Annotated in this window: 23 protein-coding genes, 1 pseudogene and 1 riboswitch; of the genes and pseudogenes, 22 read left to right on the top strand and 2 right to left on the bottom strand. The window is 65.2% G+C overall.

From position 1 onward, the window contains the following. Nucleotides 1-57: 57 nt before the first annotated feature. A complete protein-coding gene (locus ACFOW8_RS24370; RefSeq protein WP_378554662.1) occupies nt 58-1431 on the bottom strand; it encodes a DUF2252 domain-containing protein in 1374 nt (457 codons plus the stop codon). Between the two features lie 136 nt (nt 1432-1567). Here ACFOW8_RS24370 and ACFOW8_RS24375 point away from each other — a divergent pair, with 136 nt between their 5' ends. The 11 genes from ACFOW8_RS24375 to ACFOW8_RS24425 all read left to right on the top strand — a co-directional run bounded on the left by ACFOW8_RS24375 (nt 1568) and on the right by ACFOW8_RS24425 (nt 11435). Continuing rightward, nucleotides 1568-2203, top strand: a complete 636-nt coding sequence (locus ACFOW8_RS24375; protein ID WP_378553791.1) for a CDP-alcohol phosphatidyltransferase family protein — start codon at nt 1568-1570, stop codon at nt 2201-2203. Between the two features lie 42 nt (nt 2204-2245). After that, the gene (gene gcvH / locus ACFOW8_RS24380) at nt 2246-2644 is read left to right on the top strand and encodes a glycine cleavage system protein GcvH (RefSeq protein ID WP_378553792.1); all 399 of its coding nucleotides are present in this window, start codon (nt 2246-2248) and stop codon (nt 2642-2644) included. Between the two features lie 181 nt (nt 2645-2825). After that, nucleotides 2826-3311, top strand: a complete 486-nt coding sequence (gene odhI / locus ACFOW8_RS24385) for an oxoglutarate dehydrogenase inhibitor Odhl (protein WP_189034283.1) — start codon at nt 2826-2828, stop codon at nt 3309-3311. 70 nt (nt 3312-3381) lie between these two features. Continuing rightward, nucleotides 3382-4164 carry a transcriptional regulator FtsR gene (gene ftsR / locus ACFOW8_RS24390; protein WP_378553793.1) on the top strand — a complete coding sequence of 261 codons (783 nt, stop codon included), beginning with the start codon at nt 3382-3384 and terminating at the stop codon, nt 4162-4164. A gap of 151 nt (nt 4165-4315) precedes the next feature. Continuing rightward, nucleotides 4316-4789, top strand: a complete 474-nt coding sequence (locus tag ACFOW8_RS24395) for a bifunctional nuclease family protein (RefSeq protein ID WP_378553795.1) — start codon at nt 4316-4318, stop codon at nt 4787-4789. Between the two features lie 170 nt (nt 4790-4959). Then, complete coding sequence (locus ACFOW8_RS24400) at nt 4960-5517, top strand: MerR family transcriptional regulator (RefSeq protein ID WP_378553796.1); 558 nt, start codon at nt 4960-4962, stop codon at nt 5515-5517. 66 nt (nt 5518-5583) lie between these two features. Further along, a riboswitch (glycine riboswitch) is annotated at nt 5584-5682 on the top strand. A 158-nt stretch (nt 5683-5840) separates the two neighbouring features. Next, complete coding sequence (gene gcvP / locus ACFOW8_RS24405; protein WP_378553797.1) at nt 5841-8651, top strand: aminomethyl-transferring glycine dehydrogenase; 2811 nt, start codon at nt 5841-5843, stop codon at nt 8649-8651. A gap of 46 nt (nt 8652-8697) precedes the next feature. Next, entirely contained in the window at nt 8698-9063 is a 366-nt protein-coding gene (locus ACFOW8_RS24410; RefSeq protein WP_378554663.1) for a DUF2255 family protein, read from the top strand. A 288-nt stretch (nt 9064-9351) separates the two neighbouring features. Further along, a complete protein-coding gene (locus ACFOW8_RS24415) occupies nt 9352-10239 on the top strand; it encodes an exodeoxyribonuclease III (RefSeq protein ID WP_378553798.1) in 888 nt (295 codons plus the stop codon). 168 nt (nt 10240-10407) lie between these two features. Then, nucleotides 10408-10668 (top strand): DUF3658 domain-containing protein, encoded by a 261-nt coding sequence (locus ACFOW8_RS24420; RefSeq protein WP_378553799.1) that lies wholly within the window; start codon nt 10408-10410, stop codon nt 10666-10668. Beyond that, nucleotides 10665-11435: an AAA family ATPase gene (locus tag ACFOW8_RS24425; RefSeq protein WP_378553800.1), complete on the top strand. Its 771-nt coding sequence runs from the start codon at nt 10665-10667 to the stop codon at nt 11433-11435. Before ACFOW8_RS24420 ends, ACFOW8_RS24425 begins: the two co-directional genes overlap by 4 nt. A 43-nt stretch (nt 11436-11478) precedes the next feature. Here the strand turns inward: ACFOW8_RS24425 and ACFOW8_RS24430 are convergent, their stop codons facing one another. Beyond that, nucleotides 11479-12066 carry a hypothetical protein gene (locus tag ACFOW8_RS24430; protein ID WP_378553802.1) on the bottom strand — a complete coding sequence of 196 codons (588 nt, stop codon included), beginning with the start codon at nt 12064-12066 and terminating at the stop codon, nt 11479-11481. 182 nt (nt 12067-12248) lie between these two features. Between ACFOW8_RS24430 and ACFOW8_RS24435 the strand changes: the two are divergent. The 11 genes and pseudogenes from ACFOW8_RS24435 to ACFOW8_RS24485 form a co-directional block, all read left to right on the top strand. Continuing rightward, a pseudogene (locus ACFOW8_RS24435) lies at nt 12249-12404 on the top strand (aldehyde dehydrogenase family protein); the annotation flags it as partial. A gap of 540 nt (nt 12405-12944) precedes the next feature. Next, nucleotides 12945-13937 (top strand): glycosyltransferase, encoded by a 993-nt coding sequence (locus ACFOW8_RS24440; protein WP_378553803.1) that lies wholly within the window; start codon nt 12945-12947, stop codon nt 13935-13937. Between the two features lie 19 nt (nt 13938-13956). Continuing rightward, the gene (locus ACFOW8_RS24445; protein ID WP_378553804.1) at nt 13957-14598 is read left to right on the top strand and encodes a dTMP kinase; all 642 of its coding nucleotides are present in this window, start codon (nt 13957-13959) and stop codon (nt 14596-14598) included. Further along, nucleotides 14586-15818, top strand: coding sequence for an MFS transporter (locus tag ACFOW8_RS24450; RefSeq protein WP_378553805.1), 1233 nt, complete (start codon nt 14586-14588; stop codon nt 15816-15818). The genes ACFOW8_RS24445 and ACFOW8_RS24450 overlap by 13 nt, the downstream gene beginning before the upstream one ends. Next, on the top strand, nt 15815-16501 hold the full coding sequence (locus tag ACFOW8_RS24455; protein WP_378553806.1) for a WbqC family protein: 687 nt from the start codon (nt 15815-15817) through the stop codon (nt 16499-16501). The genes ACFOW8_RS24450 and ACFOW8_RS24455 overlap by 4 nt, the downstream gene beginning before the upstream one ends. 89 nt (nt 16502-16590) lie before the next feature. Beyond that, entirely contained in the window at nt 16591-17811 is a 1221-nt protein-coding gene (locus tag ACFOW8_RS24460) for a nucleotidyltransferase family protein (protein ID WP_378553807.1), read from the top strand. Between the two features lie 188 nt (nt 17812-17999). After that, nucleotides 18000-18809, top strand: a complete 810-nt coding sequence (locus tag ACFOW8_RS24465) for a hypothetical protein (protein WP_378553809.1) — start codon at nt 18000-18002, stop codon at nt 18807-18809. 8 nt (nt 18810-18817) lie between these two features. Continuing rightward, the gene (locus tag ACFOW8_RS24470; RefSeq protein ID WP_378553810.1) at nt 18818-19450 is read left to right on the top strand and encodes a hypothetical protein; all 633 of its coding nucleotides are present in this window, start codon (nt 18818-18820) and stop codon (nt 19448-19450) included. Between the two features lie 197 nt (nt 19451-19647). Beyond that, complete coding sequence (locus tag ACFOW8_RS24475) at nt 19648-20475, top strand: class I SAM-dependent methyltransferase (RefSeq protein ID WP_378553812.1); 828 nt, start codon at nt 19648-19650, stop codon at nt 20473-20475. 7 nt (nt 20476-20482) lie between these two features. Continuing rightward, nucleotides 20483-21631 carry a DegT/DnrJ/EryC1/StrS family aminotransferase gene (locus tag ACFOW8_RS24480; protein WP_378553814.1) on the top strand — a complete coding sequence of 383 codons (1149 nt, stop codon included), beginning with the start codon at nt 20483-20485 and terminating at the stop codon, nt 21629-21631. Between the two features lie 53 nt (nt 21632-21684). Continuing rightward, nucleotides 21685-22707 carry an NAD-dependent epimerase/dehydratase family protein gene (locus tag ACFOW8_RS24485; protein WP_378553815.1) on the top strand — a complete coding sequence of 341 codons (1023 nt, stop codon included), beginning with the start codon at nt 21685-21687 and terminating at the stop codon, nt 22705-22707. Nucleotide 22708: the final 1 nt, after the last annotated feature.

Genomic DNA, 22708 nt, shown 5'->3' on the forward strand with positions numbered 1-22708 from the left:
TGGCGTACATCGTAGCTCGCCGACACACCGATCCCGGTCAGGACGGGCGCCGGGTGTTCAGCTCGGTTCGGCCGCGATCCGGCCCGCCGCCACCGCGGCGACCAGCTCGGCGTGATCGGCCTCGGTCCGGTCGGCGTAGCGCACCGCGAAGCGGGCGATCGCGGTCTCGAAATCCTCGTCGTCGGCATCGAGATATCCGGCCGACACGCGCGGGTCGAGCGAGCGGGCGTGCGCCCGCGCCAGCAGCGCACCCGCCAGCCTGCCGTAATCGTCGAGGTCGTCGGCGGACAGCCCCGCCGGGTCGATACTGCCCTTGAGGTTGCGGAACTGCCGCACGATCACCGGCACCCGCCGGTCCAGTTCGAGCGTGGACCAGCCGAGCAGGATGTCGGTCTCGGACTGCACGCTGCGCGCGCCGGCCACGACGCGCTCACCCTCGTGCCGTGGCGCGGCCTGCGGCAGGAACGGGGCGAGCGCGGACGGATTGGCCTGCTTGAGCTGCAGGACCAGGGCCTCGCCGTCGTTGCCGTGCAGCAGGGCGACATAGCTGTGCAGGCCGACGCTGCCCGTCCCGACGATCCGGAAGGCGACGTCGGCGACCGCGAACCGGGCGAGCAGGGCGCGCCTGGACTCGCGGATAGTGCCCGCGTACCGTTCCAGGCCATCGATCACGGCCTCGGCGACCTGCTCGTCGACCGGAGTGAGAATCGGCGGATCGCTGACGAAACGGTGCTTGCTGATCCCGGTCTCGTGATCGTCGAGATGTTCGGTCCACTTCGCGACGACTTTGGCGCTGGTGTTCTTGCGTGCCTTCTTGGCGGCCTTGGCGAAATCGTCGACCAGGTCCTGCGCCTGTGCCGCGGACAGGATCGACTCGTCGTGCATGGCGGTCCACGACCGCAGGAACGGCAGCTCGGCGAGTTCGGCGACGGTGCGGCGGTAGGAGCGGGCGGCATCGCGGGCGGCGCGCGCGCAGTCGTCCTCGGTGGCGCCGCTCTCGCGTCCGGCGAGGACCAGGCTGGCGGCCAGCCGTTCCAGGTCCCATTCCCACGGACCGACGATCGTCTCGTCGAAATCGTTGATGTCCATGACGATCTCGCCGCGCTGGGTGCCGTACAGGCCGAAGTTCGCGGCATGGGCGTCGCCACAGATCTGGGCGGGCAGCCCGCTGTCGGGACCCGCCGCCAGATCGGCGGCCATCAACCCGGCGGCGCCGCGGAAGAAGGTGAACGGCGAGGCCGCCATCCGGCCGATCCGTAGCGGGACCAGCCGCTCGATCCGGCCCGCGTTGCTCGCCTCGACGAACTCGAGCACGGTCGGCCGATCATGCCCGGCCGCCGCTCGGTCCCGCGCCAGGACCGGCACCAGGTCGCGGGCCGCCCGGCCACGCGCGCGGGCCTGCTCGGCGGAGACATAGGTGCGCAGATCCATCACACTGTCGGACACAACCGCCCAGGCTAGCGGGCGCGCGGCGGAATCGGCGATGCGTCGGTGGGCGAGTGTCCGGTATCAGACGTTTCGGCGTGTGCGGATGGCGCTGGTGGGGGTCGGTGCGGTATGCAGGGGCGTGGCAACCGAATCGGGACCGCCGGCACGCAACGACACCGAACCCGGTGGCGTGTTCAGCGATCGCATTCTGACCGTGCCCAATGTGCTGAGCCTGCTCCGGCTGATCGGTATCCCGGTTTTCCTGTGGTTGATGCTGGTCGAGCGGGCCGACGGCTGGGCGTTCGCGCTGCTGATCGCCAGCGGCGTCACCGACTTCCTCGACGGCAAACTGGCCAGGCTGCTCGACCAGTCCTCGCGCCTGGGCGCCCTGCTCGACCCGTTCGTCGACCGGTTATACCTGGTGACCACCTTGGTGGCGTTCGTCGCACGCGGGCTCATTCCGTGGTGGATCGCGGTGATCCTGATCGGGCGCGACGCGGTGCTCACGGTGACCCTGTCGGTGTACAAGCGCCGTGAGCTGCCCGCTCCGGAGGTGATCTACCTGGGCAAAGCCGCCACCTTCGCGCTCATGTCCGCGCTGCCGTGGCTGCTGGCCGGGGAGATGGACTGGGCGGGGGCCGGTTTCGGGTGGGCCTTCGGCTGGGCACTGCTGATCTGGGGCACCGCGCTCTACGTCTGGACCGGGGCGCTCTACGCCGGGCTGGCGGTCGCGGTCGCGCGATCCATACCGCCTGTGCCGCACCGGGGGAGCTAGTCGATACTGTTGCGTGCAACGTTCACGACGAAAGGACGTCCTGTGACCCGGACCCCTGAGGATCTGCGCTACACCGAGGAGCACGAATGGGTGCGGCGGACCGGCCCAACGGCGGTTCGTGTCGGCATCACCGACTACGCCCAGTCACAGCTGGGTGACGTCGTGTTCGTGCAGCTGCCCGATGTCGACAAGGATGTGACCGCGGGCGAGGGCATCGCCGAAGTGGAGTCCACCAAGAGCGTGTCCGACATCTACGCCCCGCTCGGTGGCAAAGTCGTTGCGGTGAACGAGGATCTGGTGTCCGCGCCGGAGACACTCAACACCGATCCCTACGACGCGGGCTGGCTGTTCGAGCTGGCCTTCGACGATGCGGCGGCGCTGGACGCCGCCCTCGCCGAACTGCTGGATGCGGCGGGTTATCAAGGAGTTATCGGGGGCTGAACCAGCCTTCACAGTTCTCCCTGCACGGGCACGCCCCGGCAGGGTACGGTCAAAGCCAAGCGGATACGTCGGGGAATCCACGCCGGGACACCATTTCGGCGGCGATGGGATCGCGCCGGTCGTGTCAGGCTAAAACAGCACCTGCTTGCATGGATAATCAGGTTCGAGGAGGAGAGAAACGGTGAGCGAGAACAGGGACCCGGGTTACGGGGAGACCGCGGCCGAGACGACGTCGGTCTTCCGCGCGGACTTCCTCAACGAGGTCGACGCGTCGCGCTCCGGAGAGCCGACCGGCGAACAGCCGGTTCAGGGCGTCGAGGGCCTGCCGGTCGGCGCGGCCCTCCTGGTGGTCAAGCGCGGCCCGAACGCGGGCTCGCGTTTCCTGCTGGATCAGCCGACCACCTCGGCCGGTCGCCACCCCGACAGTGACATCTTCCTCGATGACGTCACCGTCAGCCGTCGGCACGCGGAGTTCCGTCAGGACGACGACTCGTTCCAGGTCGTCGATGTGGGCAGCCTCAACGGCACCTACGTCAACCGGGAGCCGGTGGACTCCTCGGAGCTGCAGAACGGCGACGAGGTCCAGATCGGCAAGTTCCGGCTGGTGTTCCTGACCGGCCCGCGCGCGCAGACCAACGAATCGGCGTCGGGCGCGGGGTCGCGATGACCCCTACGGTGCTGGTGCCCGCGAAGGGCACAGTGCTGTGACGGGGGCGGCGCAGTGGGCGCGCGGAGGGATGTCGATCGGCTCCGTACTCGACCTGCTGCGACCAGATTTTCCGGACATCACCATCTCCAAGATCCGGTTCCTCGAGTCGGAGGGTCTGATCCGGCCGGAGCGCACACCGTCGGGCTACCGGCGGTTCTCGGTGGCCGACTACGAACGGCTGCGTTTCGTGCTGACCGCGCAACGCGATCAGTATCTGCCGCTCAAGGTGATCAAGGAGCAGTTGGAAGCGATCGACAGCGGCGCGGCGACGCTGGGCGTGCGTGAGGCGCGCGCCCGCGCGCATTCGCGCCACAGCGCCGCGGAGGCCGGATCACCGGGATCCGGCCCCGCGCGCGCGGACGGCACCGAGCAGGCGCCGCCGCGGCGGCTCGGCGTGGTTCCCGGCGAGATCACACCAGAGGAACTGCGCGTCGAGGTGGGGGTGCGGCTCACCAGGGCCGATCTGCTTGACAAGGCAGGCATCGACGAGCGCTTCCTCGACGACCTGCTGCGCGCCGGACTGATCGTCCCCGGCCCTGGCGGTTTCTTCGAATCCGACGCGGTGACGCTGGCGCGCGCGGCGAAGTCGATGGCCGAGTTCGGGCTGGAAGCCCGCCACCTGCGCGCCTTCAAGCTGGCCGCCGATCGCGAGGCGGCCCTCGTCGCTCAGATCGCCGCGCCCATCGCCAAGAGCCGCGACGCCGATGCGCGGGCCCGCGCCGAGGAGACGGTGCGCGAACTCGCGGCACTGTCGCTGAACCTGCACGCGGCGCTGGTGAAGGCCGCGGTCCGCGCCGCCCTCGGCAACTGACACCGCGTGGCGCCGGATCCGGTATCGCGGCGGCAACACGCAGATTTCGGCTCGGCCGTCCCCGTTGCAGCGCCGCAAGTTCGCCTAGACTCGTGGTACGGCTGGCCCGACGGTGGTCGCGTCGGCCTGCGGCGAGTATTGGGAGGACAGCATGAGTGAGATGCGGGTCATCGGCATTCGTGTCGAGCAGCCACAGAACCAGCCCGTGCTGCTGCTGCGGGAGGCGGAGGGCGAACGGTACCTGCCGATCTGGATCGGGCAGGCGGAGGCGACAGCGATCGTGCTCGAGCAGGAGGGTGTCACCCCTATCCGGCCACTCACCCACGATCTGATCAAGATCTTGATCACCGAGCTCGGGCGTACGCTCGAGGAAGTACGGATCGTCGATCTGCAGGAGGGCACCTTCTACGCCGATCTGGTGTTCGACGGCGACCTGCGGGTCTCGGCTCGCCCCTCGGATTCGGTGGCCATCGCGTTGCGGGTCGGCTGCCCGATCTTCGCCGAGGAACCGGTGCTCGCCGAGGCCGGGCTGGTGATGCCCGACGAGCGCGAGGACGAGGTGGAGAAGTTCAAGGAGTTCCTGGAGTCGGTCTCGCCCGACGACTTCAAGGCCACCGACAGCTGATTCACTTCCGATCTTCTAGACCTGAAGTAGAGGTCGAGGGAATCGCCGCGTGCGGTGCTTGGTGCGACAACCATGCGCGTCCGACAATGGCAGGAGTAATCTCGAAAGCCGGGCAACATCGGTCGTGCCTGTCGGTACTTCGAGAACGTCGGCAGAGCAAGGAGTGGTCAGTGGAAGAGCAATCGCAGGATGTGGTGCAGCCTGGCTTGTTCCCGGACGACTCGGTTCCGGACGATCTGGTGGGGTACCGGGTGCCGAGCGCCTGTCAGGTCGCCGGGATCACCTACCGGCAACTCGACTACTGGGCCCGCACCGGGCTGGTCGTGCCGTCCATCCGTGGCGCCGCCGGCTCGGGAAGTCAGCGGCTGTACTCGTTCAAGGACATCCTGGTCCTCAAGATCGTCAAGCGACTGCTGGACGCGGGGATCTCGTTACAGAACATCCGGATCGCCGTCGATCACCTGCGCAGCCGCGGCGTGCAGGATCTGGCGGGGATCACCCTGTTCTCCGACGGCACCTCGGTGTACGAGTGCACCTCGCCCGAGGAAGTCGTCGATTTACTGCAGGGCGGGCAGGGCGTCTTCGGAATCGCGGTCAGCGGCGCCATGCGGGAACTGACCGGCGCCATCGCCGACTTCCCCGCGGAGCGGGCCACCGCCATCACCGACCGGCCCGAGGACGAACTGTCGTTCCGGCGCAAGGCCAGGGAGAACCGCAGAACCGGGTGAGTGATCAGCGCGACACCCGCCGCGGCGCGGTGGTCGCGCACTGGTACCTCTAGACTGGGTGAGCGTCGCCGTCGTGCGGGAGAGTCCCGGATCCGCAAGGTCCGGGCGCCGAAGGAGCAGCACCTCCCCGTCAATCTCTCAGGCAACAGGGACCGCGCGGTGATTCGACGCCTCTGGAAAGCGGTGGCATCCGGCTGCCCGCCCACGGGGAAAGGCACGCGGCCGTCGTCGGCCGGGTCGCCGAATCTCTCAGGCGCCACGACAGAGGGGGAGGGCTGGTACCCGTCGGCCGTCAGGTCGACCCGCCCGACCTTGGAGCTGCCGTGACCCGTTCGTTCGCCGACCGCCACATCGGACCCGATTCCGGTGAACTCGCCCGGATTCTCGACACCGTCGGCGTCGCGTCGATCGACGCGCTGGCCACCACGGCGCTGCCCGCCACGATCCTCGACGAGTCCGGCCTCGCGGCGCTGCCCGCGCCGGCCTCCGAACACGACGTGCTCGCCGAACTGGCCGGTCTCGCCCACGCCAACACCGTGGCGACCTCGATGATCGGCCTCGGCTACTACGACACGCTCACCCCGCCGGTCCTGGTACGCAACTTGCTGGAGAATCCGGCCTGGTACACCGCCTACACCCCGTACCAGCCCGAGATCAGCCAGGGCAGGCTGGAAGCGCTGCTCAACTTCCAGACCATGGTGTCGGACCTGACCGGCATGGATGTCGCCAATGCCTCCATGCTGGACGAGGCCACCGCCGCCGCCGAGGCGATGACCTTGCTGCGGCGCGCGGGCAAGTCGAAGTCGAACCGTCTTGTCCTCGACGCCGATCTGTTCCCGCAGACCAAGACCATCATCGGGACCAGGGCCGAGCCGCTCGGGATCGAGATCGTCGAGGCCGAGCTGGCCACCGGCGCACTGCCAGAGGGTGAGTTCTTCGGTGTGATCGTGCAGACCCCTGGCGCCTCGGGCCGGATCGTCGACTGGACCGAGCTGTTCGCCGCCGCCCACTCCCGCGGCGCGCTGGTCGCCGCCGGAGCGGACCTGCTGGCGCTGACGCTGATCACCCCGCCCGGCGAGCAGGGTGCCGACGTGTGTTTCGGCACCACCCAGCGCTTCGGTGTGCCGATGGGCTTCGGCGGACCGCACGCGGGCTATCTCGCGGTGCGCACCGCCTTCGCCCGCCAGCTGCCCGGCCGTCTGGTCGGTGTGTCGGTCGACGCCGACGGCGCGCCCGCCTACCGCCTGGCCCTGCAGACCCGCGAACAGCACATCCGCCGGGAGAAGGCGACCTCCAATATCTGCACCGCGCAGGTGCTGCTCGCCATCGTCGCCGCCATGTACGCCAGCTACCACGGCGCGAACGGCCTGCGCGCCATCGCCCGCCGGGTGCACGGGCACGCGGCGGCGGTCGCGACGGGCATCGGCTCGGCACTGGTGCACGACACCTTCTTCGACACCGTGCTCGCGCAGGTGCCCGGCAACGCGGAAGCCGTAGTGGCCAAGGCGAAGTCGCAGGGCATCAACCTGCGGCTGGTCGACGCCGACCATGTCGCCATCGCCTGCGACGAGGCGACCACCGACGTCCACGTCGCCGCGGTCGTCGAATCCTTCGGCACCGCACAGGCTCCCGACGCCGCGGCGGGCAACCAGCCCGCCACCATCGAGACCCGCACCTCGGAGTATCTGACCCACCCGGCGTTCACCCGCCACCACACCGAGACCGCGATGCTGCGCTACCTGCGTTCGCTGTCGGACAAGGACATCGCGCTCGACCGCAGCATGATCCCGCTCGGTTCGTGCACCATGAAGCTCAATGCCACCGCCGAGATGGAGGCCATCACCTGGCCCGGCTTCGCCCGCCTGCACCCGTTCGCCCCCACCGAAGACGTGCCCGGCATTCTGAAGCTGATCGGCGATCTGGAGCAGTGGCTGGCCGAGATCACCGGCTACGACGCGGTGAGCCTGCAGCCCAACGCCGGCAGCCAGGGCGAGTACGCCGGACTGCTCGCGATCCGGCGCTACCACCTCGACCGCGGCGACGACCACCGCGACACCTGCCTGATCCCGTCCAGCGCGCACGGCACCAACGCGGCGTCGGCGGCGATGGTCGGCATGCGGGTCGAGGTCGTGAAGTGCCGGGAGAACGGCGATGTCGACCTCGACGATCTGCGCGCCAAGATCGCCGACCACGCCGAACGGCTGGCCTGCATCATGATCACCTACCCGTCCACGCACGGGGTGTACGAGCACGAGGTGGCCGAGCTGTGTGCGCTCGTGCACGACGCGGGCGGCCAGGTGTACGTCGACGGCGCGAACCTCAACGCCCTTGTCGGACTTGCCCGTCCGGGCCGCTTCGGCGGCGATGTGAGCCACCTGAACCTGCACAAGACCTTCTGCATCCCGCACGGTGGCGGCGGTCCGGGTGTCGGCCCGGTGGCCGTGCGCGCCCATCTCGCGCAGTACCTGCCCGGTGACCCGAGGCAGGCGGGCTCGCACGCGGTCTCGGCCGCGAACTACGGCTCCGCCTCGATCCTGCCGATCACCTGGGCCTACATCCGGATGATGGGTGCCGATGGCCTGCGCGCGGCGACACTCACGGCGATCGCGTCGGCCAACTACATCGCCCGCCGCCTCGACGACTACTTCCCGGTCCTCTACACCGGCGAGAACGGCATGGTGGCCCACGAGTGCATCCTCGACCTGCGCGAGATCACCAAGCGGACCGGTGTCACCGTCGACGACGTGGCCAAGCGCCTGACCGACTACGGATTCCACGCCCCCACCATGAGCTTCCCGGTCGCTGGGACGCTGATGGTCGAGCCCACCGAGAGCGAGAACCTGGAAGAACTCGACGAGTTCATCGCGGCCATGATCGCCATCCGCGGCGAGATCGATCAGGTGGCCGCCGGGGTCTGGCCGGTGACCGACAATCCGCTGCGCGGCGCCCCGCACACCGCGGCCAGCCTGGTCGGCGAGTGGGATCACCCCTACAGCCGTGAGGTCGCGGTGTACCCGCGCGGGATCGGCCACACCAGGCCCAAGGTGTGGCCACCGGTGCGCCGCATCGACGGCGCGTTCGGCGACCGCAACCTGGTGTGCTCGTGCCCGCCGCTGGACGCCTACGAGGACTGATCTCCGCGACAGACGGGCCCCGCCGATAGTCGGCGGGGCCGCGACCCTGCCCGGCGGTACCACCCCGAAGACCGTCGACATCTGGTCCGTGCCGGTCGGCGACCGGATCTTCATTCGTTCCTACAACGGCACACGAGGCAGCTGGTACGGCCCGGCACTCGAGACCGGCCGGGGACGTATCCGCGCAGGCGGCGTGGAGAATACCGTGCGCTTCGTACCCGTCGCCGCGGATGACGAGCAGACGAACCGAGCCGTCGACGCGTCGTATCGAGCGAAGTACGCCGACAGCGAGTACTCACGCACCGCCGGTTCGGATCGGTTCCTGTACCCGTATTCGAGGTGCCCATGGCGCGGGGTACATCGAAGACGGGACGCCCAACCTGGGGATCTGCTCTGGGCGACTGGTGATTGAAGCGAAACCTCGGTATGACATGCACGGCAGCAGCCGTGCGCATCGAAGGTGTCGGGTGGCAGGAGCAGGTCCAAGGTATCGGGGAGTGTGAACTCGGACCGCACGGGATTTCCGGTCTGAGCTGCCAGCGCTTCGGCGTCGATAAGCCGAGTGCCGTTGGGGGAAGCGAGAACACGGTCCCATCCATCGGCTTGCGCGAGGAACCAGTTCGCCGACCTCCCCGGCGCACCGAGGTCATATACCGGAGCTGCCCGAGCGGGTGACGGGGGACTCCGGCACAGTGTTGCCATGGGTTCGTCGGTCGCTGATTCTTTCACTGTCGCCACATTCAACGTGAACGGAATCCGTGCGGCACGTCGTCGTGGATTCGACCGGTGGTTGCGGGCGCGGTCGGTCGATGTGCTCGCGTTGCAGGAGTTGCGTTGTTCCGCAGCGGATGTGGGCACTTTCGCGGGCTATTCGGCGGCGGTGGACGTGGGTTCTGTGGCTGGTCGTAACGGGGTGGCCGTACTGACGAGGGTTCCGGCCGCTGCCGTGCGGACGTGGGTGACGCACCCACCCAGGGCCCGCGGACTCGGTGAGTTCGCCGCGCAGGGACGCTATATCGAGGTCGACCTGGCCGACCGACCGGTGACGGTGGCCTGCCTCTATCTTCCCAAGGGTGGTCTGCCCTCGCATCTGCAGCGCCCGGGATCTATGCGCGAACAGCCCGACGGTGGGGTCAAGTACGAACGGAAGCAGAGATTCCTCGCGGCGTTCGCCCGCGAAGTGCACCGGAACCGGCTTGCGGCGCTGAGCGCGGGACGTGAGTTCGTCCTCACCGGCGATCTGAACATCGCGCACACCCGCCACGATGTGACCAACTGGCGTGCCGCCCGCACGATGGACGGCTTCCTGCCTGCCGACCGCGAGTGGTTCAGTTCGATTCTCGGCACGCGCCGGCTCGTCGACGTGGTGCGCCAGGTGCACGGCGATCGCCCCGGTCCACTCACCTGGTGGAGTTGGGCGGGTCGATCGTTCGCCAAGGATGTGGGTTGGCGAGTGGACCACCAACTCGCGACACCCGGTCTCGCCCGCCTCGCCACGTCTGTCGTCGTCGACAAGGAACCCTCACCCGCCGAGCGGCTCTCCGATCACGCCCCACTCGTGGTGACGTACTCGGCAGTCGACGGGTGATGCGTCTTTGCCTACCGTCCAACAGAAGGTGGCCGACCGCCTCCGGTACCGCTTCGGAGACGGCAGTCGTGGTGAGCGGGGGCCGCGCGACCTCGGCTCATGTGTGAAGGGGCGGCGGCGAGCTCCTGTCGACGAGCATAGGCATGAGACCCCAGTAAGATTGTCGGCATGGGGCTTCGCGTGGTGACCACGGCCGGATTGGCCTCGGTGGACGAAGACTTCTGCGACAAAGCACTCCTTGAGCACATCCCTGTAGAGCCGACGCCGATGACTCGCGCCATCGCAGATGCCATGGTTTCGCAACCTTTCCCGATCAGCGATTACGTCATACATCGCAGGCTGATCGACCTGATCAGGGCCGGGCGTGTAGCCGTGGATGGTGACCCCATGCTCATGGGAGAATCTCGACTGTCCGGTGTTGCGCAATGACCGCCCGCCCGTACGAGCTGAGCGAGGCCGTCCAACCTGTCGCCCACGGCTACATTCGAGATATCCAGATGACGCCCGGTCCCCACCCTCGCAAATATCCCTTCCACGTGCCGGCCGTGACCTACCTCGCACAGAACGGTAGCCTGCCTTTGGCTGAGGGTGTGACGTTTCTGGTTGGAGAGAACGGCAGCGGGAAGTCGACAATTCTGGAAGCGATCGCAGTTGCCGCTGGCATGAATCCAGAAGGGGGAAGCCAGAACTACCGGTTCGCCACGCGATCCAGCGAATCGCCACTGAGCGATCACCTCATACTCCGATGGGGCATAGACAAACCACGTAGTCGGTTCTTTCTTCGCGCCGAAAGCTACTACAATGTGGCAACCGAAACCGAGCGGCTCGGCCCCGACCAGGTGGCAGCGATGGGCGGGGTATCCGCGCATCACCGCTCTCATGGCGAGTCGTTCCTCGACCTGATGGTGCATCGCTTCCACCGCAATGGGCTCTACTTGTTGGATGAACCCGAAGCCGCACTGTCCCCTCAAGGATGCTTCGCCGCCATGAGCCGTCTCTCGGACCTGGTCGACCATGGATGCCAGTTCGTCATCGCAACCCATTCACCCCTCCTATTGGCTATGCCCGGCGCGAGTATCTACGAGATCGCCGACGACGGCGCAATCAGCCTCGTCTCCTATGACGACGCCCTCCCCGTTCGGCTCACCAGAGACTTCCTCGCAGATCCAGATCGATTCCTCCGCCACCTGCTCTAACCAACCGCTCGAGACGACGGGCTCTGGCACTCGGCCACCTATCTCAGGGAGACGGCAGAAGTGCGGTCGCGGCGATGAGCGTCGCGAGCGCGGTCGGCACCGCGAGCAGCAGACCGGTGCCTACGTGCCGCCTGATCCCGCCGAGCGCGCACAGGACCGTTCCGGCGATCAGCTGCAGTGGGCACAGCACGAGCCAGAGGGCCAGCAGGTAGGGCAGCAGGAACAGGATCAGGTACACGAGCAGGGCGGCGGTGAGGGTGGTCGGCGACCACGGGCCGAACCAATCCGACCGGGATCGCCGCGGGCTGTTGATGGCGTGGTTCACCATGGCGGGACCATCTCCGTCGCGATGAGCCACAACCGGACTCGTCGCCGATCCGCCCGTGGCGAGAGTACGCGGTCGCGGCTGTCGCCTCGCGAGTATTAGTACCAGGGCCACGAGCAGTGACACCCCGGCGGTGATCGCCATCGCCGACGTGACACGGTCGAAGCCGAGGACGTTCCACAACGCGAGAAACCCGCAGAACTCGACGACGAACAGTGCCGCGCAGCCGAGGGTGGCCGATTTCCAGGATCGCGAGTCGTCGGGCAACGCCTCTCGCCATCGGGTCGCTTGGCCAGGGCGTCTCATCACTGCTCCTCGTTGGCTGCGCGTACCCACCGTGGCGCCGGGTTCGCAACGCCGAGCTTACGCGCAGGGTCGACCACGAGAATTGGTGTGCGACAAGTGACCAGAGTGTCACGGTGTGGTGAGCGGCTCCACGACCGCCGTGCCGAAGCCGAGGTCGTAGCTGGTCGGAGGGTGGTATAGGTTCGGAAGCGATCGAAGCAGGCATGGTCGGAGTGAACCGTGGGATCATCTCCGACGTAGCCGGTCCGTTCGGCGGAATCAAACAATCCGGCCTCGGCCGGGAAGCAGGCAGCGAAGGCATCGACGAGTACCTCGGCACCAAATACGTTGCGCTGTAATCGGGCAACGGGGTGCGGTCGCGAATCGAGACCACCGTCGCGGCGATGTTCTCGGCCTGACGCAGCATCGCGAACGCTGTCCGCGGCTCTGGGTTCGAGCGACCAGACTGCCTGGCCATCCGCGCGCTCGCGGCGAATTTGGCTACGCACGAGCGGATCGTTCCGCTGTCAGTGCCGTGACCGGTGAGCCGAGCGGCTGTTCGGTACACCGGTCGGGGGCTGGGATGGTTTCGCCTACGTGGTGGTCCACGGGGAGTCGTGATACCCGGATGTGGTGTGGCCGGACCGGACGCAGACTCGGGGGGGATGACGTGCGATGACGTGCCGCGCGATTGCGCAGCAGCCGGCGATACATCTAGGCTCGGCCGACAGCGGCTGCTTCGTGGCGGTTACGTTGGCTCGTTGTACTCGGTACGCGCGGTGTCGGCAGCTCATCTCGGGAGGGGGCTTACTGGCATGGTGTATCGATGAGCTGACTGTGTTCCCGCGAATGATGGTCGTGGTAATAGAACCTCTCCCGCTGACAAGAATGGGGGCGAAATGCGCGAGATTGCTGTCTTGTTACCATGCCGGATAAATGAGGAGCATCAGGGGGCGAGCAGACTGCGGTTGACCATTGAATCATTCCTCAATCAAGATCTGCCGAACGAACTCTATGAAATCATCCTTATTGACGATGGCAGTGACGTGCCAGTCGAGGAGCTGTTGAACGAGTGGCAGATCGTTGCCGATAATCTCGTGGTGAAACGCCAACCGCCGACCGGTATGTGCACGGGCTACAACGTGGCCGCCGCAGCGGCGAGGGCCGAGGTGCTATTCTTCGCGATCGATGACAATCTCGCGGAAAAGAGCCTGCTTCGGCGGCATCTGCGCGCGCACCAGGCCGCAGGCGAAAGACTGGTGATCGGGCGGGAGTTGTACTGCTGGCCGACTCAGCTGCTGCGCGATGTCATCACCGGGGAGCGCAACGATATTATCGGCGATGACAGTGCGCATACCAGTTTGGTCGAGGCGATGCAGATCGGTGAGTTCACCCTTTCGGTCGCCGATGTGCGAGACGATTTCAATTGGATTGTCAAGATGTCGAAGCGGCCGCCGTCGTACGTGGATATCGAGGAAACAATAGCTTCTGGACGATTCGGCCGGTCGTCGGTGGGCTGGCTCGCGATGCGCTTCGGGAATCATTCGATGCCGAAGCGGCTGTTCGACGAACTCGGCGGGGTGGATGCGGGATTGGATCCAACGGGCTGGTACGCGGACTTGGAGTTCGGTTACCGGATCCAACGCCACGGGATCGTGCCGGTACTGGACACCGAGGCCATCACAGTGCACCTGCCACACGAAAAGCCCTATATGGTGCCGGAAGTCGGATATCGGTGTTTGACGGAGTTCTATTCGGTCACTGGGGATGTCACGGTGCTTATGGTGCCGTCGTTTTTCGCCGAGCGCATGACAATCGCGCAGTTCGAGCGCATTGTCGAGGGCGTCAAAGCCGTCGAACGAAAGCCAGTAGAAGTCGGTATCGGAGGATGACGACTGCGTGGGCCGAGAAATGCTGATCGTCTTCGAAGGCGTGCACAGCTCCGGCAAATCATCGCAGCTTGCGCTGACCAGGGAGCATTTGCGTGGTGCCGGCATCGAAGCGATTGTCACGACATGGAATTCGGCGGAGGGGCTCGGCTCGGGTGTCAGCAAGCTCAAGATCGACGACCGGCTCGATCCCCTGGCTGTCGTGTGCCTGGAGGCGGCCGACTTGCGTATTCGTCTGCGAGATGGCGTTGAGCAAGCAATACGGGAACGCGTAGTGCTGGCCGATCGATGGTTCTATACAACCTTCGCGCGGGGAATCATGCGTGGTATAGCCCCGGCGCTGCTGACTGATGTGTTCGCGGGAGTGCCGGAACCGGATGCGGTCATCTGGATACGGACGCCCAGCGCGGAAACCTGTCGGCGTCGGATCGCCGCAGGCCTGCCGTTGCGTGGCCACCAATCGGGTCACGACCACGAGCCGGAGAGCACCTCGCTCAAGCAAACATTCGTGCGCTACCAGGACCGTCTCGACGCGGTGTACGAATCCGTTCTGCCCGACCACACGTACGAACTAGCCGGTGGGCGCAGTGTCAACGCGATTAGAGCGGATGTGCTCGCCGCGGTCGATAAACTGGTGGCTGGGGAACTGTCATGTCCGTGTTGACCGACCGCCTTCGTATCTCGGAGAAGTCCCTGTCGTGGTTTCTGGCGGCGCGCGGCGTATCGGTGTTCGGGGACGGAATGACCGCGGCTGCATTGGCGTTCGCGGTGCTCGCGCGGGGAACAGCCACCGACCTCGCAGCCATCATCGTCGCGCGGACCCTGGCAATGTTCCTTTTCGCATTGATCGGTGGGAGCATCGGCGATCGATATTCGCGTATGCGGGTGATGGTGGCCGCCGACATCGTATCCGCATTGTGCGTCGCGGCCTCGGCGATCCTGCTGATGCAGGATGAGCTGAACCTGACCGCGCTCTGTGCGCTGTACTTCGTCTACGGGATCGCGCTGTCGTTCTTCCGGCCCTCGCTCGGCGGGATCATACCGCTGTTGCTGGTGGAGCAGTCGAATCTCAAGGCCGCGAACGCGGCTCACAACTTCGTGTATTACCTGTGCATTACTATTGGGCCTGCGGTGGGCGGTGTCCTGGCTACAGTATTCGCACCAGTAGATGTGCTACTCGTTGACAGCTGCACGTTCTTGGCGTCGGCGCTGCTGCTCGCCGGTGTGCGGCTGCGTGATATCGAACGCGAGCGTGGTTCGGGATCCGTGTGGTCGGGCGTGGTACACGGCATCAAATTCGTGGTCGCCACCCGATGGCTATTGGCCATGATCTGTGTGGGCGCCGGCGCGCAGTTCGTTTCGCAGGGCATCATCGTTACCGTCGGGCCCGCCGTGATGAACGAGGTGGATGGCGGCAAGATCGTCTGGGCGGCGTCTATTTCCGCAGCCGGTGTCGGTGCGTTGATCGGCGCGCCGGTCGCGGCCCGGTTGAACTTCGTGAACGCCTATCGGACAACGTGTTTGACGTCGCTTTTTGTTATTCCGCCAATCGTTCTGCTCGGCGCGCCTGTGGCGCCGGTCGCCATCATTACCGCCTTCGGTATCAGCGGGTTGGCGACCTGTGTCGCCGATACTTTTCGTGAGACGCTGATTCAGCGTGTGATTCCCGCCGAGTACCTGTCGCGGGCGTCATCGGTCGAGTGGGTGATTGAGAGCAGCTTCCGCATGTTGGGCATCGCGTGCGCACCGGTCCTGTGGAACGTGCTCGGCACCACCGCGCTGTTCGTCTGCGGCGGTGTGTTTCTGGTGGTGTTGTTCATCGGCGCCGCCCTCGTCGAGTACAGCGGGATTCTCGAGGTACCCCGCCTGCCTGTGGAGGCATGAACGCGATGGTTGTGATGGTGGCGCATCAGCCTGCCTATTTACCCTCGCGAAGGTTGTTGGACAAGATTTCCGCCGCTGATGTGTTCGTGCTCCAGGATGACCTCCAGTTCACCCGCCGCGATTTTCAGCATCGCAACAGGATCGCGGGTGGCCGATGGCTGACGATACCTGTGCACAGCGGCGAAAAGACGCGGATTTGCGATGTCCGCCCGGCAGATTCCCGATGGCTGGACAAACATGATCGGATAATTGCCGCACATTATCGGACCAGCCCGAATCTAGCGGCATGGCACGCGATCAGAACAGCGATCGGAGCGCAGGGAGCAGATGCTCGCCTCTCGGATATCGGATACGCCTGCCTAGTCGCCATGATGGCGTTTCTGGATATACGAACGCCGATGATACGACAGAGCGAACTGGGGCTGACAGATATCGATCACCGCAGTCCTTCTGCGCGGTTGGTGGCGCTGTGCCGCCTTATCGGTGCGCGCACATATCTCTCCGGCAGCGGGGGGTTGAATTACCTCGAGCAGGACTTGTTCACAGAATCCGGCATTACTGTCCGGTGGCAGAACTATCAGGTGCCGCCGGGCTGCCCGGAACTGTCGTTTCTGCACGATCTGCTAACCGTGGAAGGATTGAGTCGGTCATGTCCGGACCGGACACTTGTTGACCGCGCCTGAGCTGGAAGGACTCAAATCTGCGGTTGAGAAGGAAAAATTTATGGGATACGGTGAACATGTTCTGAAAGGTGATCCGGGGGAGGGTCTTGGTGCGCGAAACAGTGGGTGAAGTGCCGACCGCCAAGGATATTCCGATAGACGATATCGCGGGGACTTTCGCCGCCGGCCGTCCGGACGCAAAGCCATTTCTACGGGCCCGAGTGGCTCGCGGTGAGAATGGTGGTTTGCCGACACTGGTGAGCGCCTGGCTCGCAGGCGGAAATCGGGTGAGTGAACCGTATGCGACGGAGTTGCAGTTGCACCGCGAGCGGGTGGATCGGTATCAGGCTGTTCTTGACGAGCTCAGGGACGTCGAGCCCCGTACAGTCTGCCTGAAGGGGCTGTCTGCGGCGCTCTGGTACCCGGACGAGCTGGTTCGCGATATGGCGGACCTGGATCTGGTACTCCCCGATGTCTCAGCGATATGGCGGTGTGGCCGTCGGCTCGCCGAATCCGGCTGGGTGCCAGGTGGGATTCGGGTCTGGCACGTCGGTGGCCGGATGGAACTCACCCTGGTGATGCGACGACCGGCGGTTCATCCCGACCTGACCTATCCGGATGAGGTCGATCTGTCGACAATCTCCTACGAGGGCGATCGGGTCACGATGCCGCCACGGCACCGTGTTTGGCCGGCGGATCCCACGCTGACACTGGCGGACTGCGTGATGTGTCTGCTCGAGGAGTTGCGCGATCGTCGGATCCGGATGCGTGATGTGTTCGATCTGGCGGTGTTCGTGGGACGAATACGGCCCGTTGACACCCGCGAGATTGTCGACCTCGTCGTCGAGTATCGAGCGCTCGCGCCGTTGCGTTCGTTGATCGCGGCCGCCAGTATCCATTTGCCATCGGCTGTCCCGTGGTTGTCGGAGGTTTATGCCCTGGCGCGACAGCGGTCCCGGCTTCCGCACATGCCGTGGTGGGTGACCCGCGCTCCGGTCACCTCGATACTCGCGGTGGCCGCAGAGGTCAGCCGCCGCCGATCCGGAATCCACGCCGAGCTGGCCGAACGTCTGTTGATCGGTGCGCAGCGCGGGTTCGGTGCGGATCGCTTGATCGCAATGGGTGCTGCCCTTGTCGGTATGCCGGTGAGCGAGTCGGGAAGCCGTGGGGGGCAACTGTACCGCCATGGTCGGCAGCTGCTGGACGAAGCCGAGTTGGTGACCGACGGTGCCCGCGCCCATCTTTCGACGCCGGTCGGGCAGTTCGTCCTGACGCTGGGTGGCTCGGTGTGCGAGGAGTGGCTCGACGAGTTTCCGCTTCGGGCGGAATAGGCCCAATGAAAAAGTCGTGGAGGGAAGGGGGTGATGTGTTATGGGTGCAGCAAGTCCGATTTTGGTGCTTCGTAGGAAGAAGTCGAAGAAGTCGAAGGACGCCGTGAAGTCCAAGTAGCGGCTGAGGTGGGGCAGGTCGGTCGGCTACAGGCGCCTGCCCCACCCTTCAAACAAGAGGGAGACAATCGGTGTCCGCTGGGGCCGTGGAAATGGTGACGTCGCTGCACGACGTGTTGGACGCGCTGACTGTTCCATACGCAGTGCCGTGTATCGAGGAGTGGATCAGCGAGGGGCAGCTCTATAGGTCCGATGCCGTTCCCTTTCTCACCGGTATCGACGTCGATCCGGTCACCGGCGTACAGACCCGGATCGTACGGTTCGGGGCGGTGCCGACACCTACTGCGGTGCGGGCGATGCTCGGTTGGGCAGGCGCAGACGGAACCGAGGAGATGCTTTCGGTCGAGGTGCCCGGTGCGGCCGACCTGCTGCATATGCCGTGCAGCCAAATTTATGTCGAGCGGGCGCCCGATGACTATGCAGGCGCCGATGTTCGGCGATCGGCGCTGGCCGACGCGCCGGCGTGGGTTGTGGCGAGCCTCGAAACGTCGCTGCGTAATGGCGCGGCAGCGCGCGGGCTCGTCTTCGAGGAGCCGGCATTGGCGGGCTACCTCGCCTGCCTACTCGACGATCCGGACTGCTTCGCCTGTTATTCCCCCTCGGATGCGCTCGCCGCAGTATTGCTGCTGGTCGAGGACGACTGGGATGGCTGTGAGCGGCTGGAGTTGTTCGACCTTGTGGGTGCCGATACACGGCAGGCGGAGCCACTGCTGGCGAGTGCGGCGCGATTGGTCGGGGTCGATCGGGTTCGCGGGACGGTCACGATGGGCTCGGATACGCGCGGACCGAAGGTGTGGGCCGCGCTGCGAGGACGGGGGTGGCGCCGTATCGGCTGCCAGGTCATCGCGAAGCGGCACGAGTTCGAGGAGATGGCGAATTGAGCGGGAACATGGATGAAATCATCGAGCCGCTGCACTTACTCGATTGGGACGACATCGGTGCGGTCGAGCAGCATACGAGTGCGGCGCTCGAACAGATAATCGCGCGCCCGGGCGTCCTGGCGGCTGCGGTCCGGCGGCTGCCGGAGCGCCCCGAATTGCTTCGTTTGTGCGAGCATCAAGAGTTTTATTCCGTGGACAAGCTCGTTCTCTATTCGGATGAGGACTCGGGTATCAGGGTCAGGCTCCATGTGTTTCTTCCCAATCACTCGGACCAGCCGCACAATCATCGTTGGACCTTCGCGACTTCCGTCCTGAAGGGCGAGTACCACCATGTGCTGTACGGCGACGCCCCGGAAGGAACTCTGCCGCTGATCGTGCACGCACGGAGTGAGCGTCCCGGCGATGGATATGTTCTGCACCATTCGGTGGTTCATGCGGTGACGGCGGCGCCGGACACGGTTTCCCTGATGATCCGCGGTCCGGCGGTGAAGGACCGATCGGTGGTCTTCACTCGGCAGATGGTCCGGTGGCACTACAGCGCAACGCAGGATTCGGTGGCAGATACCGCAAACAAGGAGCTGACGCCTGCCCGCTTGGCGGAATTGACCGATCTTCTCGAGGAGTGGGGTCTGTTGGGTTGATTTCGTCGACGATATACAGCCCTCGCATGCTGGTGTCCGCACCGGACACAAATTTAGGACGCGTGACCTGCAAACCGGCCGGAATGCTGTTGATGGGTCCGTCGGGCTTGTTCTAGATTTGTAGAATAATTCGGGGTTGAATAACGGAGGCTCCGCCGGGGTGGCGGAATCGCGTTAACTGGACAGGGAGGAATTTCATGGCGGAAACGTCGCGGCGATATTCGTCGAATTTGGCTGCCGAGTATTGGGGTCGGACGCGTCTTCCCGCCGCACGCGACAATTTGGAAGCTGTTCTCGCTTTCGGCAGATCGAGCGAGTGGAATCACACCTATGACCGGTGGCACCGCGCGGTGCTCGACCGGGTGCTGCCGTCTGATATCTCGGACCTGCGGATTCTGGATGTCGGTTGCGGTATCGGGCGGATCTCGGTGGGACTCGCGCGCCGCGGCGCCGTAGTGACCTGTGTGGATGCGTCGAACGAAATGCTCGAGGTGCTTCGCACCGCGGCCGCCGAGCATGCCGTCGAGGTGGACACCGTACAGGCCAACGCGCTGACCGTCGCCGAAAAACAAGGCTATGCCGACGGATTCGACGTCGTCGTGTGCCTCGGCCTGGTCGAACATCTTCCTCCGGAGGCCATGGATCTGTTTCTGGCCGACCTGGTGCGGATGTGCAAGCCAGGCGGGACCCTGGTGCTGGAAGTCAACAGCGAGAACAGCGTATTTCTCGCCGGGAACGCGGATAACCCGTTCCGCTCGAAACAACAGCAACCCAACGGATACCTCTGCAATGTAGTGCCGACCAGGGCGGTGCTGCGCCGCCTCGTCGACTGCGGGATGGCAGTCTACGAGCTCTATGGCAGCCCCGCGACGACCGTGGCGCGTCATCTCATCGCGAACAATCAGACCGAGGTCGCCGCCAAGATGCGCGAGTTTGCGGTCGAAGCCGACTCGCGGCCGGTCGACGACGTTGCCGACCAGCTCTCCGAACAGTTCATCTACGTCATGCACAAGCCGAGTCGATAGTCGAACGATGACCGAGTTCATACCGTTCAGCAAACCGATTATCGGTGAGGCGGAGAAAGTCGCCGTCCTGCAAGTTCTCGACTCGGGCTGGCTCACCAGCGGCCCGGTCAGCGAGCAGTTCGCGAGAAAATTCGCGGACATGATCGGCGACCGGCCCGCCATCGCGGTCTCGAACGCCACCGCGGCACTGTTTCTCGCGCTGCGCGCCGCCGGTATCGGTTCCGGAGACGAGGTCATCACCAGCGATTACACGTTCGCGGCCACCGCGAATGTCATTGTGGCATGTGGTGCGTCGCCGGTACTCGTCGACGTGACGCTGCCCCACCTGCGGCTCGATGTGGAACTGGTGGAGGCCGCGATAACACCGCGCACCAGAGCAATAATGCCGATCCACATGGCGGGTCATCCCGACGACATGGACGCGCTGCGTGCGATAGCGGCCGCGCGGGGCCTCCTCATCATCGAGGACGCCGCGCACGGAATCGGTGCGTCCTATCGAGGCGCACCGGTCGGCTCGTTCGGTGACTGGTCGGCGTTCAGCTGTTATGCCAACAAGAATATGACGACCGGCGAGGGCGGGATTTTGATAGCCTCCGAGGAGAATCTCGATATCGCCAGACTTTTTGCGAATCACGGCATCCGGAAGACATTGACCGGTCGGATAGACGGCAGCAACCCGTATTACGAGGTAGTTGTGGCGGGGTTGAAGTTCAATATGCCCAGTATGTCCGCGGCAGTCGGTTTGGCTCAGCTCGAGCGTCTCGTGGACATGCAGAACAATCGGAACAACATCGCCAGGCGATACGACGCTACGCTCGGCGCGCTGAGCGGAATTCGGCTACCGAGCGTCGCTGCAGAGGTGATGCACGGCTGGCACCTGTACATGCTGGAGTTGGATCCGGCCCTAATCGATTGTGAGCGTGGCAGATTCATCGAAGAGCTGCGTGCCGGGGGCATCGGAACCTCGATTCATTTCACACCGATCAGCAGCCAGCCCTTCTATCGAGACGCGCGGCTGCACACGAGAGGGAAGTCCGTTGCCAAATCTGTGGCGGCAAACATATTCAGCATTCCCATGCACGGTGGCTTGCTGCAGGAAGAGGCGGACCGCGTGGTTGAGGTCATTGGGGAGACTTTGCACAAGCATCGCAGGTAGTGCCCTTGTGCGCCAGGGAATATTCAAGTCCGCGAGGGTAGAGAAGGTGAGCAATGCGCGGTAGCGAAGTCGATGTGCGAGGTCTGAAGTTTCTGGTGACCGGCGGTGCCGGGTTGGTGGGCGGCTCGATCTGTCGCAGTATCGCCGGTTCCGGCGGGCAGGTGCGGGCCTTCGATGACCTCAGCGCCTACCCCGACGAGAGCCTCCGATATCTGTTCGACACCGATGCCGGGATCGATCTGATAGTTGGGGATATCCGCGATGGTGCGGCCATGGCGGCCGCACTACGGGATCAGGATGTCGTGATACACGCGGCGGCGCTCGCGGATGTGGCCGCATGCACCCGAGTCCCCGCCGAATGCGAGAGCGTGAACGTGGATGGCACCGCAACGGTTCTGGGCGCCGCGCGCCGGGCGGGAGTGCGGCGGGCGGTGTTCGTCTCCAGCGCGAGTGTGTACGGAAACGGTGGGCTCGGAGGCGATGGCCCGCAGGTCTTCGCCGAGTCTGCGGCGCCGGATCCGATCTCCGTGTACGGCAGGTCGAAGCTTGCAGGAGAGCGAATCGCGCTGGCAGCCGACGCACCCGACCACACCGTGGTAGTGCGCTACTTCAGCGTCTATGGTGCACCGCAGATTCCGAAGGAAGGCAGCCATAGCTGGGCGGTCGCCATCTTTGCCATGCGCGCAATGTTGGACCTGCCGATCCAGCTGAACGGAGGCGGCCATCAAATCCGTGACTTCACCCATATCGACGATATCGTCGAGGGAACCATCCGAGCTGCGGTGACGGACCGAGCATCGGGGCGAATCATCAATATCGGCAATGGGATTGGGACATCCATTTGCGATGTGGCAACGGAATTGGCGGAGTACTTCCCGGCGATGGACGTGGTCTCCACGAATATGCCGGCCGGTGATCCCGCGGGTGGTGTCGCCGATCTGGAGGTATGCCGCGGGCTCCTGAATTGGCAACCCGGCGTCAGCTTTTCGGAAGGCGTGCGCGAGTACGTGGATTGGATCAGCAGGAATCCGTCGGCCATTCCGGCGTGGCTGCGGGTGATGGCGGAAGGAGCGTGAG

Origin of the sequence: Nocardia rhizosphaerae, assembly GCF_042650365.1 — a bacterium.
Taxonomy (GTDB): Bacteria; Actinomycetota; Actinomycetes; order Mycobacteriales; family Mycobacteriaceae; genus Nocardia; species Nocardia rhizosphaerae.